This is a genomic window from Bacillus sp. 5RYD7K (assembly GCF_059831465.1).
In genome coordinates, this window is the sequence record NZ_CP191200.1 from 1,622,285 (window position 1) to 1,639,260 (window position 16,976).

Below are 16,976 nucleotides of genomic sequence, written 5' to 3' on the forward strand. Positions count from 1 at the left end.
GTTTCATCGGTTACTGGCGAATAATACTCAGGGTGAAGCAACTGTTATGGAGGGATACATAAATGGACTACAGAATTGAAAAAGACACCATGGGAGAAGTTAAAGTTCCGGCAGATAAATTTTGGGGCGCTCAGACACAGCGCAGCAAAGAGAACTTCAAAATCGGTTCAGAAAAAATGCCTCAGCGTGTTGTGAAGGCGTTTGCAATTTTAAAAAGAAGCACGGCGATCGCTAACGAACGCCTCGGCAATTTAGAGTCTGAAAAAGCACAGGCGATTGCCGCTGTATGTGATGACGTATTAAACGGCAAATACGACGATAACTTTCCGCTCGTCGTCTGGCAGACGGGAAGCGGCACACAAAGCAACATGAATATGAACGAAGTGGTGGCCAACCGCGCGACTGCTTTATTGAAAGAAAAAAATTCTGATCTGAAGATTCATCCGAATGATGATGTCAACCGCAGCCAAAGCTCAAACGATACATTCCCGACGGCGATGCACGTTGCGGCGGTCCTTGCCGTATATGAGCAGCTCGTTCCGGCCCTTGATCAGCTGCGTGCGACACTTGACGAAAAAGCGAAAGCGTATCAAGACATTGTGAAAATCGGACGCACGCATTTGCAGGACGCGACTCCGCTGACACTCGGACAGGAAATCAGCGGCTGGGTATACATGCTTGACCGTTCGAAAGAAATGATTCTTGAGTCAACGGAAAAAATCCGCGCGCTTGCGATCGGCGGCACGGCAGTCGGTACGGGAATCAACGCCCACCCGCAGTTCGGTGAATTCGTCGCGGAAGAAATCACAAAAGTAACGGGGCAGACATTCAAAAGCTCGCCTAACAAATTCCATGCGCTGACAAGCCATGATGAAATCACTCACGTTCACGGCGCGTTAAAAGCATTGGCTGCCGACCTGATGAAGATTGCCAACGATGTCAGATGGCTGGCAAGCGGCCCGCGCTGCGGAATCGGCGAAATCGTCATTCCTGAAAATGAGCCGGGAAGCTCTATCATGCCGGGCAAAGTCAACCCGACACAAAGTGAGGCGCTGACAATGATCGCCGCGCAAGTGATGGGAAATGACGCGACAATCGGATTTGCGGCCAGCCAAGGAAACTTCGAGCTGAACGTCTTCAAGCCGGTTATCATTTATAACTTCCTGCAGACAGTGCAGCTTCTCAGTGACGGAATGAATTCCTTCCATGACAAATGCGCTGTCGGTATTGAGCCGAACCAGGAAACCATTCAGGAAAATCTTTCTAACTCATTAATGCTTGTCACGGCGCTTAACCCGCACATCGGTTATGAAAACGCCGCAAAAATCGCCAAGCTTGCCCATAAAGAAGGCCTGACGCTGAAAGAAGCGGCATTACAGCTGAACCTTCTGACAGAAGAACAATTTAATGAAATGGTGCGTCCGGAAGATATGGTGCACCCGAAAGCATAAACAGAAAGAACGGCTGCAGTCATTGCGGCCGTTCTTCTAAATAAACTGCTGTTTCAGTAAAAATCTGAGCTGTTCTGCATCATCAGCCAGCAGGTCGGATTCCTTCAAATTTAGAATCATTCCTTTGATGATTGCCGGTTTCGGCGACTTTTTCTTCATTTCCGCTTCAAGAATATCCAAGCTCTCGGTGTATTCAGATGCTTGCGGCTTGTCCATCGTGCTGATATGCGCACGGAGGGTCTGCAAGATTGATTGGCTTAAAGGATCGGGCTTCCCGTTATGAAGGGGCCCAAACAGTGAGCTTGCCTCATCAAGAGAAATTAACGCTTCATCATGTCTGTCCGCCATTCCGTTTACGATGTCATCAATTCTGTGAATCACGGTATTTGCGAGAAGCGCAGGCTGTACAGACCGGCCGGTCAGAATGAGATATTCAAGATACATCTGACTGATTCCTTCTATTAAAAAACAAAGCTCGGCGGTGTAGGGTTCGGCTTTTTCTCCGTAAATAGCAAGAAGACTGTCGATATGAAACTGCAGGATCGACCGGCGGATTCTCTTTCCGCACTGCGCCACTTCTTCGGTATAAGGAAGTGAACCGTCTTTCATCTGCACGGTAATAAAATCTTTATGGGCGAGAATCGATTCATAAAACACTGCAAGCTGTTTTTGATAAGCGGCTCTCGGGCTGTCACCCTCCGTTTGGATCGTCGTGATTCGGGTAAACGTCTTATCATAGTAGTAATTCAGCATGGACAGAAGCAGTGCTTCTTTGGAAGGAAAGTGAAGATAAAAAGCGCCTTTTGAGATTTTGCATTCATCGGCGATTTCCTGAACCGATGTTGATTTGTACCCTTTTCGGGCAAATAGTTTAATTGCTGCTTCAATAATCAGCTTTTCTTTTTCCTTCAATGGTTCCACCCTTTCGGAGCCAGGAGGCTGGCTTGTGCTTCACGTGTGTGACTATATGGTCATATTGATATTCTGTAAATTTAACCTGATTGTAACTTGTTTTTTTGTTTTGTTTTATTTATATTATATAGTGAGCTGACCGAATGGTCAAAGTTCTGGCGAAAGGGTGAATCTGAAAATGAAAGAATTAGATGAAATGATCAGCCGCTTGCGAAACAGAGGAATTAAAGTCGAAAAGGTGAAATATCCGAAAAAGACTATTTGTGAAAAGAAATGGGTTCATCAATGCCGAAAACCGCTGAAAACAAACTACAGAGATTTTAACGGCTACTCCTTCACATAAAAAAAGACTGCAATGAAACACTACAGTCTACTTTGGTATGATAATCCGATAGATTACACCCGATTGGTCATTTTCAATTGAAATTGATGCTTTATGCAGGGTTAAAATCCGTTTTACGATGCTGAGTCCTATGCCGAACTCGCCTTTCTTCCCTTTATTAAAAGGCTCGTACAAGCTGGATAGCATCTCGTCCTCAATCGGAGGCCCGTCATTTTTAACCGTCATGACAATCTGCTGCTGATTTTGGCTGATCTGAATGTGAATCGCCGTTTCCGCATAGCGGATTTGATTTTCAAGAATGTTTTCGAGGAGCTTGCCCCACTGTTCCGGATCACCGGGCATCATCAATACATCTTCTGTTTCAACGGTCCATGATAATTCCTTCCGGGCCCATTTGAGCCGCTCAATGACTTCTTCCGTGACCTTCACAAGGTCAAATGTCTCATGGTGCACCCGCTGCTTCATTAAATAATCAAGCTTCGTTAAATATAATAAATCCTTAATTTTCTTCTCAAGCTTTTCTGCTTCGCCTTCAATGACATCAATTGTGTTTTTCAGGTCCCCCTTAGGAAAAATCCCGTCCTTTATGGATTGAGTATAGCCCCTTATCACCATGACAGGCGTTTTTAAATCATGAGAGATATTTTGCAGGAGCGTTCTTTCCGTTTCATCCTTTTGCACCAGCTTGCTCCGCATGTCTTCAATGGTGTGGCCTAATTTTCCGATTTCATCTTTTCTGTCGACAATGACCGGATCATCCCAGTCCTGTTCGGAAATCCGTTTGACATGCTTCTCTAAGGAGACGAGCGGACGCGAGAGATATTTGGCAAGCCAAATCGCCGGAATCCAGCTTAACAAAATCACGCCGGCAATGATAAAGAGCAGCTGCTTGAACAGGGTGTATGACAGATCATCACGGTAAGAATCAAGCGCATATGACAGCATCATCGCATCCTGACCGTTAATGGTGAGGCCTTTTTTAATGACGAAAAACACTTTTTCCCCGCCGATGTCCGCGCTGTATCGTTTCGTGACGCTGTGCTGGCGGCCCGCGAGCTTGTACACCTTATGGATAAAGGAAGAAGAAAAGTAGTTTAAATCTTTGTCGCTTGCCGATTCCTCCCGCTCCGGCAAAAGAACGTGCTGAACGGATCGGAAAGTCGTCGGAGCGGTCGCGTCCTCACTGTAATATCCCCGCTCGATTGACCCGGGCAGCCGGTACTCTGTCAGCACATGCTGTTCATTTTCAATGGTCGTGTACGTTTCATCCGTGAAAAAATCCCGCAGCGTATTTGAGAACAGCACGAGCAGCAGAATCGAGATGGCTAAAAGGATACCCGAGATGACCACCCATATTTGAAAAGCAAGCGGCTTATTTTTCATGACGTCATCATCCTGTAGCCGAATCCATAAATGGTTTCAACCTTTAAGCCGGGCATTTTTTTCCGCAGCCTCCGTACTAGATCATCGACCACCCGGTCAGTGCCGAAATAGTCATGGCCCCATATTTTCAGCAGAATATCTTCCCTGGAAAAGGGGTGTCCTTTATGGTGAAGAAATAAAAGCAGCAGATCAAATTCCTTAGACGTCAAATTGACCAGGCTGCCGGTTTCATCATAAACCTCTCTGGCATCTTCGATCACATTGTAGGAGGAAACGGTGAGGCCGGTTTTTTTGGGAGCGGGCTGTTCTTTATACACAAGCTCCAGCAGTTTCTGAACCCGTATAATGAGCTCTCTCGGCAAAAAAGGCTTGGCGATATAATCATTGCTTCCAAGCTCTAACCCGAGAACTCTGTCAATATCGGCATCCCGGGCGGAAATGAAAATGACCGGCACATCGGGATCTTTTTCTTTTATTTCTTTTATCAATGTATAGCCGTCCGTATCAGGCAGCATGATGTCAAGAATCCACAGGTGGGGAGACGGCTGCATCTGCTTTCTGGCTTCTTCGCCTTTTGTGAAAGATGTAATGTTCCAGCCTTCATTCTCTAAATATTTTGTGAGCAGTTCATTCAGGTTATCCTCATCTTCAACTAGATAAATGGTGTATGACAAGGCAGTTCACATCCTTTCAACGTCATTATACTAGTTTTAACACACTCAGGCCGCATTTTCATAATTTCACATATTCTTTTCATTTTTATCCCACAATGTTTGTTTATGATATGTATAAGGGAAGAAAGGAAGAAAAAAAGCGGGGAAGATAACATGTTCAAACACATTTTGTTTTGGAGCTTTGCTTTTCTCCTTATTATTGGGACAATAGAACTTGTACATGCGATGAATATGTAATGAATAGAATGAGAACCACTGAAGGAGTGTGCGTGAATATGAACGATCAGCGAGATGACGGCATCAGCCGCGATCAGTCAGATCTTTCACATACGGAGCAAAACGGCAATGAACAGCAGCGGATCAGCCATCAGGAGCCTGAGCTGCTCGAAGGCCCCGTCTCGAAAGAAGCGGAAAAAGAGACGGCTGCCGGTACGGAATTTGAAAAAACGGCTGCCGTGAAAAAAGAAAAAAAACGGAGAGCCGCTTGGCTGAGCCCGATTTTAGGCGGCATTATCGGCGGCGGCCTCGTGCTTGGCATTGTGCCGAATCTGCCGGGTGAGCAGCATAAGGCAGAATCTGTTTCTGATACGGCGAAACAAGTTCAGTCTGCGAATTTTACGTCAACGCCTTTGAAAAATACCTCAAGTGTGGCGGATATGGTAGAAGATTTGGAGCCTGCGATTGTCGGAGTGTCCAACTACCAAGCTTCGCAAAGCAGCCAATTCGGACTTGACGGCGGTTCAAGCTCTGAAACGGAGAGCGGCACGGGGTCAGGCGTCATTTTCAAAAAAGACGGCCAAAAAGCGTACATCATCACAAACAACCATGTCGTAGAAGGAGCAAACAAGCTGTCGGTCACTCTTTATAACGGGAAAACCGAAACGGCAAAGCTTGTCGGAAAGGATGCCATCAGTGACCTGGCCGTACTGGAAATCAGCTCGTCCAATGTCAAAAAAGCGGCCAGCTTCGGCGATTCTTCACAGCTGCGCATTGCCGATAAGGTAATCGCCATCGGCAACCCGCTCGGCCAGCAGTTTTCCGGCACCGTCACACAAGGTGTGATCAGCGGGCTGAACAGAACGGTAGACGCTGACACATCCCAAGGCACGGTGGAAATGAACGTGATTCAGACCGATGCTGCGATTAATCCCGGTAACAGCGGCGGGCCGTTAATCAATTCCAGCGGCCAGGTCATCGGAATCAACAGCATGAAAGTCAGTGAAAACGGCGTGGAATCACTCGGCTTCGCCATTCCGAGCAACGATGTGGAACCGATTGTCGACCAGCTGCTTGCAAAAGGAAAAGTCGAGCGTCCGTTTTTAGGCGTGCAGATGATTGATATGTCGCAAGTGCCGGAAACCTATCAGGAAAACACACTCGGATTGTTCGGCGACCAGCTGTCTAAGGGCGTTTACGTAAAAGAAGTGCAGTCCGGCTCACCGGCTGCGAAAGCGGGCATCAAATCAAATGACGTCATTGTAAAATTGAACGGCAAAGATGTCGGCAGCAGCGCCGATATCAGACAGATCCTGTATAACCAGCTGAAAATCGGCGATAAAACGACTGTTCAAGTTCTCAGAGGCGGCAGCAGCAAGACGCTGAACATCACATTAACGAAACAAACTGAAAGCGCAAGCTGAACGCATAAAAAAAGCTGAACCTCCGCCTGAGGTTCAGCTTTTTTCCTCATTCTCCTAAGTAGGCTGACAGCATCCACACATGCTTGTCCGCTTCTTCAACTAATCCGACAAACAAATCGGCTGTTGACGGGTCATTTTGTTCCTCGGCGATGCCGATGACAAATTTTGATTCGCGGCTGATCTGTTTGTAGTCCTGAACGAGTGATTCCACCATTTCAGAAGCCGTCTTTTCCTGGCCTTCATCCGTAATGGAAGCTTGTTCAAGGTAGCTGTGAAAAGTCGCCGCGGGCTGTCCGCCGATGGCCAGAAGACGCTCTGCGATGGCATCTGCCGTTTCCGCCGCTTCGTTATACAGTTCTTCAAACTTTTCATGCAGCGTAAAGAAATGAGGGCCTTTTACATACCAATGGAAGCGGTGCAGTTTAGAGTAAAGGATAAACCAGTTTGATAATTGGGTGTTCATTGATTTCTCAACTAGATTTTCAGTTTTTTTCGCGTTTTGTGTATTCATATTTATCGTCCTCCCTGTGATCTGTTAATTTAATTATATCACGTATCAAATAAAAATCAATACTAAATTATAATAATTATAATTTAAGTTTCTTTGAACAGCTTTTTCTTTATCATCGATTCCCAGACGGGCCAAGAGAAGAGTGAGCGGCAAGCCAATGTCAGCTTAATGCCCCTGCCGATCGGATAGCGCAGTTTCTTCAGGCGTTTCGTCTGTGCCAATTGATAAATCAGCTCCGCCACGTCATTGGGATCGCCGCTTTTAGATGCGCTCGCTTTGAAGTAAGCTTCAATTTGCTGATAGTAGCGGTAATAGGGCGAATCTTTGCCGGGTGCCGTAAGATGATGGGAGAGAGACGTCTCCCAGATAGACGTTTTATAGGAGCCCGGTTCTATTAAAGCGGCATCAATTCCTAAAGGAAGAAGCTCAAGACGCAGACACTCTGTAAACCCTTCAATCGCGAATTTGGAAGAAGTGTACGGAGAAAGAGCAGGAAAGGCGGTCAGTCCGCTGATGCTGCTGATATTGATGATTTTCGCTCCGCCGTGTTTTCTCATATAAGGGAGGACGGTTTTTGTGACATGAATCAGGCCGAATACATTCGTGTCAAACTGCTGTCTGTAATGTTCCATCGGCACATCTGCAATAAATCCCCCGTACGCAGTGCCGGCGTTGTTCACAAGCACATCAACCGGTCCGAAACCGCTGATGGTGTTGCCGAAGTCAGACACTGACTGCTCATTTGTCACATCTAAAGAAGCGATCGTAATATGACCGGATACACCCGCTTGGGCGGCGGCCTCTTTCAATGTTTCAGCTTTCTCCGGCTGTCTCGCTGTGGCTATGACATGATAAGACCGGGCGAGCTTCAGCGCTGTCAGCAGACCGAATCCGCTCGTCGCGCCGGTTACAATGGCAATTTTTCTGTTCAACTCATATTCCTCCCCGTTTGTTCTTATATGTTAGTGTATAACATTTAGCGGTGAGAAGGAGAAATCGTTCGGCAATATGTCAGAATTGTTTTATAATGGAATCAGTTTCGGACAGAAAGGGGTAATGAAAAAGATGGCATTAGAGGGATTGAAGGAAACATGGGATTTAAACTCCATTTTTGAGGGCGGGAGCAGGTCGGAAGATTTTCAGCAATACATACAAAAGCTTAAACAGCAGCTCAGCGCTTTTCAAAAAGAGGCAGAGGCGTTTACAGTTCCGTCTCATGCTGATGAAGGCCAAGAGCTGATTCATCTGATTGATCGGTATGAGCGGTCGGCGATCATGATCAGACAGGCGGGAGCGTTCGTCGGCTGTCTTCAGGCTCAGAACACTGATGATCAGAAAGCGAATGAGTGGAGGGGGCGGATCAATCAGCTGAGCAGTGATTTTAAATCCGCTCTGGTCACGCTTGATGATACACTTGCCCGGATTGACGAGCGGGTGTGGGAGGAACTGCTGCAAAAACCGGAACTTCAGGACCTCACATACGTTTTAAATGAAAGAAGAGACCGGATCAGAGAAAAGCTCAGCGCTTCAGAAGAGAGACTGATTGAAGGTCTGGCCGTTGACGGCTATCACGCATGGGGCGACCTGTATAATGCGGCTGTCGGAAGAATGAAGATTCCGTTTGAGGATAAAGAGCTGTCGGTCGGCCAGGCGGAAAACATGATGGCGCATCCGGATCGCGGCACCAGGCGGCAAGTATTTAAAGAGCTTAACGAAGCCTGGAAGGGAGAAGAGGAGCTGTTTGGCAGCACGCTGAATCACCTGGCCGGCTTCCGAACGGAAATGTATAAAGCGCGGGGCTGGAAAAGCGCCTTGGAAGAGCCGCTTGCGATCAACCGGATGAAAAAAGAAACACTGGATGTCATGTGGCAGGTCATTACCGATCATAAAAAGCCCTTTGCCGAATACCTGAATCGAAAGGCGTCCCTTTTAGGGCTTGAGCGCCTGAATTGGTATGATGTGAACGCGCCGATCAGTGAGGCGCCGAAAAAATACACATATGATGAAGCGGCCAATCTGATCGTTACTCAATTTTCCACATTTGGCAAAAAACTGTCCGCATTTACGGAAAAAGCGTTTCGCGATCGGTGGATTGAAGCGGAAGACCGCAGCGGCAAACGGGTCGGCGGTTTCTGCACCAGCTTTCCCGACAGCGGAGAATCCCGGATTTTCATGACATTTTCAGGAAGCGCTTCAAATGTATCGACGCTGGCCCATGAGCTTGGACACGCGTTTCACCAGGAGGCCATGCTTCAAGTGCGGCAGCTGAACAGAGCCTACGCCATGAATGTCGCTGAAACAGCCTCGACCTTTGCGGAAATGATCGTCGCCGACGCCGCGTTGAAACAAGCGGAGGCAAAAGAAGAAAAGCTGTTCCTGCTTGAAGATAAAATTCAAAGAAGCGTAGCCATGTTTATGAACATCCATGCGAGATTTTTATTTGAAACGCGGTTTTATGAAGAGCGGAAGCATGGCGTCGTTCCGGCTGATAAATTGAATGAACTGATGGAAGCGGCGCAGAAAGAAGCGTTTTGCAATTCATTAGGGGAATACCACCCGTATTTCTGGGCGTCAAAACTTCATTTTCATATTACGGGAGTGCCGTTCTACAATTTTCCGTACACGTTCGGTTATTTATTTTCGCTTGGAATATACGCAAGAGCTCTTCGGGAGAAAGCGGATTTTGAAGAAAAATATATCGCGCTTTTGCGTGACACGGCTTCGATGACCGTTGAGGATTTGGCGATGAAGCACCTTGGAGCGGATCTGACGGAACGATCGTTTTGGGAAGACGCGGTCCGCCTTGCGGTACGGGATGTGCAGGAATTTTTAGAGCTGACTGAATGATGATATAGAGAGGAACCGGTCGGAGCGATAAACAGCTCCGGTTCTTTTTTGTTCGATGAATGACAGCCGCCTCCCTTGGAAATACCTAAAAACGATCGGAATGGAATGGGAGTGAATCGCATGAAATGGATCAGGACGGCGGGCGTTTTATGTCTGACGCTGATGCTGATTGCCGGCTGCCGATTGAATGAAGAAAAACGGGAAGCGGAACAAGACAGCACGCCCGTATCAACCGCGAAGCCGGTTCCTTACAGCAGCTTTTCCCTTCGCGTCAACTACGGAGCCGGAGAGCATAACCGCTATGAAGGTTTGTATGAAAGAAAAGGCGGTCGTGAAAAGGCGGACATCCAGGACAAGCTTTCAGGAGTTCACAGAGAGGGCGAGGAAGCGCTTGATGAAATGAAGATGATCCTCGGAGAACTTGCCGTAAACAGCCGGATGCAAGAAAGCGAAGTCGTCAGGCAGGTGCTCTCTGCTTTTAATTTAGACAGCCATTATGACCATTTTTATTTGAAACTGAAAAAAAGCGACGGAGAAATGACGGAAATCAAAAAATAACCGCTGCCCGCTGTTTTTTTGCCCAAAACTAATTGATAATGATATTCAGAGTCATTAATTTCTGTTACAATATAATCATGATCTCACGTTGAATGTTTAGGCAATTTGTTTATATACATAGTGTTGGGAAATACAAAAAAGGAGCGGTTAGCGGTATGAGTGCAATTTCTACAGAGACGCTGAGCTTAGGGTACGGAGAGACTGTTATCATTGACGAGTTGGATGTAGCGATTCCAAAAGGCGAAATCACTGTATTGATCGGAAGCAACGGCTGCGGAAAATCCACGCTTTTACGTTCATTGGCGCGGCTGATGAAACCGAGGGGCGGTTCTGTGCTTTTGGAAGGAAAAGCCATCGCTAAGCTTCCGACGAAGGAAGTGGCAAGAGAACTGGCTATCTTGCCGCAGAGCCCGTCAGCTCCCGAAGGCCTGACCGTGCATCAGCTTGTAAAGCAGGGGAGATACCCTTATCAAAGCTGGCTGAAGCAATGGTCCAAAGAGGACGAAGACGCAGTGGCAAAAGCGCTGAAGGCGACGAAGCTTGAGGAAATGGCCGACCGTACGGTGGATTCTTTGTCAGGCGGACAGCGCCAGCGCGCGTGGATTGCGATGACACTCGCCCAGGATACGGATATCATTCTGCTTGACGAGCCGACAACCTATCTCGACATGACGCATCAAATTGAAATACTTGATTTGCTGTTTGAATTAAATGAAAAAGAAAAACGGACCATCGTCATGGTGCTGCACGACCTTAATCTCGCATGCCGCTATGCTCATTATCTTGTCGCCATTAAGGATAAACAGATTTACGCGGAGGGCCGTCCCGAAGAAGTCATCACTTGTGAGCTTGTGCAGCAGGTATTTGCAATGAACTGCCAAGTAACGCAGGACCCGCTGTTCGGTACGCCGCTTTGCATTCCGCACGGGCGCGGGAGATGCATCGTGCAGGAAGCGGCTCTCACCGCCCGATTGTCATAATCATGAAAAAGGGAAGGGAACGGTATGGAAGAGAAACTGCAGCAGCAGCTGGACGGCCTGCTTGAAAAATACACGGAACTATTGCTTGGCGAAACAAATCCGGAACTAAAGGAAGAAGTCAGGCAATGGATTTTGTATACACATATCGCAAAAAGCATGCCTCCGCTCGTAAAGCATTGGAACCAATCCTACCCGGACGCCAAAGAGGGCATCAAAGCCGCGGTACAGCACATTAAACAGCTCAATGAAGAGCACAGAAAAAAACAATAAAAAGCTTCCGGCATCAAAGAGAGGTGCCGGAAGCTTTTTTGCTGAAAAGGAATCAATAAAGGCGCCGTTCAATTCATAGCGAAGAACTTTAATTTAACTAACGCACCCGTTTGTTTACGTACATTCTTCCGCTTGTTGAACCAAGAAAAAAGGACCGCCGCAGCAATCCCTTTCTCTCTTTCCTATATATCACATTTCCTTTCGGATACTTAATAACTCTTCAAATGCTTTTATATTTGTATCAAAATTGGGCACTGTTTGAGATTCCTCGGCACATTTGACTTGTGCTACAACCAAATCATTAAAAGGTGTGGAAATTCCAGTACCTTCTGCCATTTTGGGAATAACTCCATTAATATAATCAATTTCAGTTTTACGTTTCTTCTCAAGATCCTGTAGCATACTTGCTCTTAGCAGCCTAGATGGTTCCATGGCTGCCCTGAATGTTTGGATACGTTCAGGAATATCATTTTCGCTTCTTAATTCCAAAGATTCTAAATCAAGGCCGCCCATTTTCGCAAATTTGACACCATTGGCGTGTCCAACCTTAATCGTCTCATCTGCGATATGAACTGCACTAGCAACACCGATTTCATGGTCAAGAACGTCTCCGTATTCTCCGTCTAATGCTGCCGATAAACCACTGAATGCATTATTGATAAGTAATTTTGACCACTTCGTTCCAACTAAATTATCGGAAATATGTGTTCCGCCGATAAGGTCTAAAACCGATTTAATACGCTGGATTCTTTCTGTTGTTTCACCATTTAATTCTCCAATTTGAAAAGCGTACTCTTTAAATTGAGTATACTCAGTTGTAAGTCTGGATACGCCTGGTTCAATAAACGTAGCACCAAATTCAACAGAACCCGCAATAACACGTTCATCACCAACGATCGAAGCAACTTTCTGTTCAGGTATACCGTTTTGCAAGGAACATACAACACTGTCATCCTTTAAAAAAGGCAGTAACTCTTTAAGAATGGAGTCATTATATAATTGTTTCGTCAGAAGTAATATTAAATCATACTGGCCTGACTTGTTTTCAGGGGTAATGGCTTTCACCTTTGCTTGGAATTCCGTTGTACCAACTACTTTAGCACCTATTTGATTTAGAGTATCTACATGTTCTTTGTATGAATCAATCAATTCGACATCCATTCCGCCAGCAGACAGATATGCTCCCACTATGGTTCCTAAAGAACCTGCTCCTAAAATTGCAATTCTCATTGTATACGTCTCCTTATTTTTCCTCTAAGTAGTTATAAACCGGCTGAGCAGCATTCAAGGTTAAATCTGTAAGGATATGAGATGCTGAAACGACTTCTAATACAGGCAAATCTGCAAGAGGTGCTAAAGCATGTTCAAATAATTGAAGCCGCGCGGGTCCAGTCCAGGCACCTTTAACTTCTATATTCGTTATTTGCGTTCGCACCAAATCACAAACCCTTAAATCACCATTGTAATCAGTAGCAATCTTAACCATAAAATTAGGTCGGCAAATTTCCCTTTTCGCTTTTTCCTTGTCCATTTCGAAATGTTTATATCCCATAGTGGCAGTTGCCACGCGAAGACTGCCATAATCCAGTGTGCCGACAAGAGTATCAGAGTCTATATACAGCTTAGGGGCGCCCAATTTCTTTGGATATGCAGTAAGTTCCCGTCCGCTTGCAATAGCTGGAAAATTGTCTACGTACATAGAATGTACATAATCCCCTTCTTCACCATTAAAGCTGACAGGGATGACCTGTCCTGCCTCTGTATAGGCACCAAGTCCGGAAACATCGGGCATCCACATCACTTCGAATTTCACTAAAGGTTCAGTAATTTCAAGAGGCTCTGGCACTGCCGCCCGTAAAGCTTTTTCATCCGTTCGGTAAATAATATTTAAATATTCACGGTTAACAAATTTATAATTTGGGATAGGATAAGCAGGAGCCGTTAGCGGCGTATTTAAATTTTTTGCTATATCTTTCACATCAATTTTCATTGAATGACACCCTTTCCTTTTCTTTTTTATGTTTTTTCAATTTAACTATGCTATTATCTTACATCCGCATTTACATTTAATCTAATACATAATAAGGTATATGTATATTTATTGAAATAAATAAGGGAGATGCAGACAGATGGAATTGCTGCAGCTAAAATACTTTCAGACAGTTGCCTATACTGAGCATATTTCTAAAGCAGCAGAACAATTAAAGATTGCCCAGCCTTCTTTAAGTCTTACTATAAAAAGACTTGAGAATGAACTGGGAACAGCCTTGTTTGAGAGAAAAGGCAGAAATATTAAGCTGAGTTCATCAGGGGAAATTCTTTTAAAACATGTAAACAGGATTTTTACTGAAATTGAAAATGCACAAACGGAAATTCAATTGGAGGAACATCAAATTTCTGACACCATAAGAATATCTATTTCCAATCCAAGATTCCTTGCAGGACTGATGAGTGAATATATCAACCGCTCTCCTCAATCAAAAATTCTCCAAGCAATCGGAGTTAAAAGCGAGATCATAACAAGTTTAAAAAAAGGGGACATTGATTTAGGAATAACAGGTCATCCGATTCAAGATGAAGAGATAGAGAGTTGTGTGCTGGTAAATGAAGATATTGTTCTGGCTTTACCCTCAAACCACCGATTTACGGGTAAAACAGAAATTTCTTTACGTCTTGTCGCCGATGAACCATTTATTACTCTTGCTAATAATGAGGAGTATAGAGGTTTTACAACCTCGCTTTGTGAGAAAGCTGGTTTCACCCCAAATATTGCATTTGAGGCGGATTCTCATTTACTGGTCGAGATTATAAAGCTGGATCGAGGTGTTGCGTTGCTTCCTATTTCAGTTTGCAGAACATTGGGGCTGAATTTTATAAAAGTGACTGATAACTCTGCTTCATATCCAGTCGGTTTATCTTGGATGAGACATAAGCTGTTATCTTCTTCGGTAAGAAATTTTCGTGACTTTATTATGTCGTACTATAAAGATAACGATGAAATGTTTAAGGTTTATTAAAGGATTTCATCACTATTTTTTGAATGTTTACCCCCATTTCCTATTTCACTTGTTGCGGGGTAGGCACTCCGGCTGCACGAAAAGCTGGGCGTCAGAAAAGATGATGTGTTTATCGTCCTCTCAGGCAATGCGGCGGAAGACTGGTCATTTGGAAACGGAGAGGCCCAGATGATATAAAAAAAATCCCGCGGCATCCGCGGGATTTTTCTCTATTAAACGGCTTTCGCCTTTTCTTCTTGTTTGCCTGTTTTTTTGTTAGTCAGTTTAATTGATTTAACAAACAGTGTGAGGATCAATCCGGCAACGATAAAGGCCAGGCCTGTGAAAAACACGCTGTGAAGCGAATCCATCAGTGACGTTTTCAAAACCGGCACGATATGGGAAGAAAATGCGGCCGGAATCTGTTTAATCGATTCCTGGCTGAACAAGGATTGAAGCAGCCCTTCAGGATTCTTGTCAATCATACCTTTAAACTGGTCGGCAAAGGCACTGGCCTGTTTCGGCAGTGAATCTAAGTAAGGCACCAGTCTGTCGGTTAAAAGGCTTCCTGATCTGGCATTCATTACAGCGCCGAGCACCGTAATGCCGAACGTTCCCCCGATCATCCGGAAAAATTGGCTTGATGAAGTCACGACACCCAGCTCTTCTTTTGAGAACGTTTCTTGCAGAGCGAGTGTGAGAAGCGGCATGACGAGCCCCATTCCCAGACCGATCACGGCCATATAGCATGTAGCCGCGAGTTTGCTTGTATCCAGCTGCAAAGTCGTTAATAAGAAGAAGCCGACGGCCATGATCAGCATGCCGATCATGATTTGCGGTTTGATGCCGATCTTATAAACCAGCTGGCCCCCGATAATACTTGTGATGATCATAGATACCATCATCGGCGTCATAATCGTTCCGGACGCGGTAGCGCTGACTCCGATAATTCCCTGCATAAAGAAAGGAACGAACGTAACGGCGCCGAACATGCCGATACTCATGAAAAACCCGATCAGATTCAGTACGGTAAACGTTCTGTTTTTAAACAGGTACATCGGCAGAATCGGCTCTTTTGCTTTGATTTCAGCGAAAATGAATCCGACAATCCCGGCAAGCGCAAGCGCAAAGAGACCGAGAATCTGCCAAGACCCCCATGCATAATCCTTTCCTCCGAAGCTGAGTGCGAGCAGGAGGCTGACGATTCCGACGATCATTGTGAAAATCCCGGCGATGTCAAAGTTAATCGGCCCGGTCTGTTTTCTGCCTTGAAGTCCTCTTGCGATAAAGATGACGGCTAAGATTCCGACAGGCAGGTTGATATAGAAAACCCATTTCCAATTTAAAGAGTCAACAATCCAGCCCCCGATTTGCGGGCCGATGACAGAAGCCAGCCCGTAAATCGCCCCGAAAAGCCCTTGGAACTTGGCACGCTGTTTCCCTGTGAACAAATCCCCGATGACGATCATGGCCATCGGCATCATGACACCGCCGCCAATTCCCTGAAGTCCGCGGAAAATAATCAGTTCCGTCATGTTGCTGGCCATTCCGCACAGCGCGGATGCTCCCATAAAAATCAATAAACCTGATACATATACGACGCGCCGCCCTAATAAATCTGCAAGTTTCCCCGCAATCGGGACGATCGTCGTCGAAGTTAAAAGATATGCCGTGGTCAGCCACGTCATCATGCTTAATCCCCCGAGGTCACCCACGATTTTAGGAATCGCCGTTCCTACGATCGTGCCGTCAAGGGCTGAGAAAAACATAGCGATAATTAAGCCCGTTATTAATAATGTGCGTTTTGGATCCTTCTGTTCAATGCTCATGCTTCGGCAGCTCCTCTTTTCTATTCGTTTTCTTTTTGATCAGCCGCGTATTTCTCGGCGGCTTCCGCTACTTTGCGGATGATGTTCACGGACTGAATCAGTTCATCTTCAGTCAGAACGGACAGGTTTCGCGCTAAGATCGCTTTTCTTCCTTCCACGACATCCTCGAATTTCTTCTCGCCTTTTTCGGTAAGGCTGATGTCGATGACACGTCTGTCCTGCTGATTATGTTTGCGGACGATCAGTCCTTTTTGCTCAAGGCGGTCGGCCATCAGCGTCACTGCGCTCGGCTTTACTTCCATACGCTCCGCAATTTCGGAAACTTTGCAGCTTCCTTGTTTTTTCAGGCTGGCTAAAACAAATAATTGGGCAGGAGTCACCTCATGTTTTGCCATGCTTTCCATCATTTCCGGCTGTATGTTTTGCAGCAGCGTCTGAAGGGATTTCTGGATGTCAGACACATATTGATCCGCGTTTTTCATAACTCCTCCTCATCTGGTTCTTCGGGAAAATAATTAACATTAGTTAAATATAAATAAGGATTAAAGATAAGTCAATCCTTTTGGGCAAAAATAAAAAAAG

General features: G+C 45.7%; 16 protein-coding genes and 2 pseudogenes. 9 read left to right on the top strand and 9 right to left on the bottom strand.

The genetic code is table 11. The annotated features are described in order from the left end of the window. Window positions 1–62 precede the first annotated feature (62 nt). On the top strand, window positions 63–1,451 hold the full coding sequence (fumC, locus tag ACQE26_RS08030; protein WP_045925990.1) for a class II fumarate hydratase: 1,389 nt from the start codon (window positions 63–65) through the stop codon (window positions 1,449–1,451). A 36-nt stretch (window positions 1,452–1,487) separates the two neighbouring features. On the opposite strand, the gene ACQE26_RS08035 is transcribed toward fumC, so the two are convergent. Then, window positions 1,488–2,363, bottom strand: coding sequence for a TetR/AcrR family transcriptional regulator (locus ACQE26_RS08035; RefSeq protein WP_438420609.1), 876 nt, complete (start codon window positions 2,361–2,363; stop codon window positions 1,488–1,490). Between the two features lie 178 nt (window positions 2,364–2,541). Between ACQE26_RS08035 and spxO the strand changes: the two genes are divergently transcribed. Then, complete coding sequence (gene spxO / locus ACQE26_RS08040) at window positions 2,542–2,706, top strand: anti-adapter protein SpxO (protein ID WP_101605372.1); 165 nt, start codon at window positions 2,542–2,544, stop codon at window positions 2,704–2,706. Between the two features lie 27 nt (window positions 2,707–2,733). On the opposite strand, the gene cssS is transcribed toward spxO, so the two are convergent. Together cssS and cssR are read right to left on the bottom strand one after the other, a co-directional pair. Next, window positions 2,734–4,089, bottom strand: a complete 1,356-nt coding sequence (cssS, locus tag ACQE26_RS08045; RefSeq protein ID WP_060964314.1) for a two-component system sensor histidine kinase CssS — start codon at window positions 4,087–4,089, stop codon at window positions 2,734–2,736. Further along, entirely contained in the window at window positions 4,086–4,763 is a 678-nt protein-coding gene (gene cssR, locus ACQE26_RS08050; protein WP_045925993.1) for a two-component system response regulator CssR, read from the bottom strand. The genes cssS and cssR overlap by 4 nt, the downstream gene beginning before the upstream one ends. 275 nt (window positions 4,764–5,038) lie before the next feature. On the opposite strand from cssR, the gene htrB reads away from it, so the two are divergent. Continuing rightward, window positions 5,039–6,403 (top strand): serine protease Do-like protein HtrB, encoded by a 1,365-nt coding sequence (htrB, locus tag ACQE26_RS08055; protein ID WP_500471213.1) that lies wholly within the window; start codon window positions 5,039–5,041, stop codon window positions 6,401–6,403. Window positions 6,404–6,449: 46 nt separating this feature from the next. Here htrB and ACQE26_RS08060 read toward each other — a convergent pair whose 3' ends face one another. Further along, complete coding sequence (locus ACQE26_RS08060; RefSeq protein ID WP_016937983.1) at window positions 6,450–6,914, bottom strand: Dps family protein; 465 nt, start codon at window positions 6,912–6,914, stop codon at window positions 6,450–6,452. Between the two features lie 83 nt (window positions 6,915–6,997). After that, window positions 6,998–7,846 (bottom strand): oxidoreductase, encoded by an 849-nt coding sequence (locus ACQE26_RS08065; protein WP_500471214.1) that lies wholly within the window; start codon window positions 7,844–7,846, stop codon window positions 6,998–7,000. A gap of 133 nt (window positions 7,847–7,979) precedes the next feature. Here ACQE26_RS08065 and ACQE26_RS08070 point away from each other — a divergent pair, with 133 nt between their 5' ends. The 4 genes and pseudogenes from ACQE26_RS08070 (at window position 7,980) to ACQE26_RS08085 (ending at window position 11,569) form a co-directional block, all read left to right on the top strand. After that, window positions 7,980–9,761 (top strand): M3 family oligoendopeptidase, encoded by a 1,782-nt coding sequence (locus ACQE26_RS08070; protein WP_500471475.1) that lies wholly within the window; start codon window positions 7,980–7,982, stop codon window positions 9,759–9,761. Window positions 9,762–9,881: 120 nt separating this feature from the next. After that, window positions 9,882–10,319: a YusW family protein gene (locus tag ACQE26_RS08075; RefSeq protein WP_500471215.1), complete on the top strand. Its 438-nt coding sequence runs from the start codon at window positions 9,882–9,884 to the stop codon at window positions 10,317–10,319. A 155-nt stretch (window positions 10,320–10,474) separates the two neighbouring features. Then, window positions 10,475–11,299 (top strand): ABC transporter ATP-binding protein, encoded by an 825-nt coding sequence (locus ACQE26_RS08080; RefSeq protein ID WP_016937987.1) that lies wholly within the window; start codon window positions 10,475–10,477, stop codon window positions 11,297–11,299. A gap of 2 nt (window positions 11,300–11,301) precedes the next feature. Beyond that, window positions 11,302–11,569, top strand: a pseudogene (locus ACQE26_RS08085) (YusU family protein). A gap of 189 nt (window positions 11,570–11,758) precedes the next feature. Here ACQE26_RS08085 and ACQE26_RS08090 read toward each other — a convergent pair. Next, entirely contained in the window at window positions 11,759–12,799 is a 1,041-nt protein-coding gene (locus tag ACQE26_RS08090) for a ketopantoate reductase family protein (protein WP_500471216.1), read from the bottom strand. Between the two features lie 13 nt (window positions 12,800–12,812). Next, entirely contained in the window at window positions 12,813–13,559 is a 747-nt protein-coding gene (locus tag ACQE26_RS08095) for an acetoacetate decarboxylase (protein WP_012118395.1), read from the bottom strand. A 139-nt stretch (window positions 13,560–13,698) separates the two neighbouring features. Between ACQE26_RS08095 and ACQE26_RS08100 the strand changes: the two genes are divergently transcribed. Both ACQE26_RS08100 and ACQE26_RS08105 read left to right on the top strand, forming a co-directional pair. After that, a complete protein-coding gene (locus ACQE26_RS08100) occupies window positions 13,699–14,586 on the top strand; it encodes a LysR family transcriptional regulator (protein ID WP_438420603.1) in 888 nt (295 codons plus the stop codon). Window positions 14,587–14,649: 63 nt separating this feature from the next. Continuing rightward, window positions 14,650–14,763: pseudogene (locus tag ACQE26_RS08105) on the top strand (tautomerase family protein); the annotation flags it as partial. Between the two features lie 35 nt (window positions 14,764–14,798). On the opposite strand, the gene ACQE26_RS08110 reads toward ACQE26_RS08105, so the two are convergent. Beyond that, window positions 14,799–16,394 (bottom strand): MDR family MFS transporter, encoded by a 1,596-nt coding sequence (locus ACQE26_RS08110; protein ID WP_500471217.1) that lies wholly within the window; start codon window positions 16,392–16,394, stop codon window positions 14,799–14,801. A gap of 20 nt (window positions 16,395–16,414) precedes the next feature. Then, entirely contained in the window at window positions 16,415–16,876 is a 462-nt protein-coding gene (locus ACQE26_RS08115; RefSeq protein ID WP_438420601.1) for a MarR family winged helix-turn-helix transcriptional regulator, read from the bottom strand. Between the last annotated feature and the right edge of the window lie 100 nt (window positions 16,877–16,976).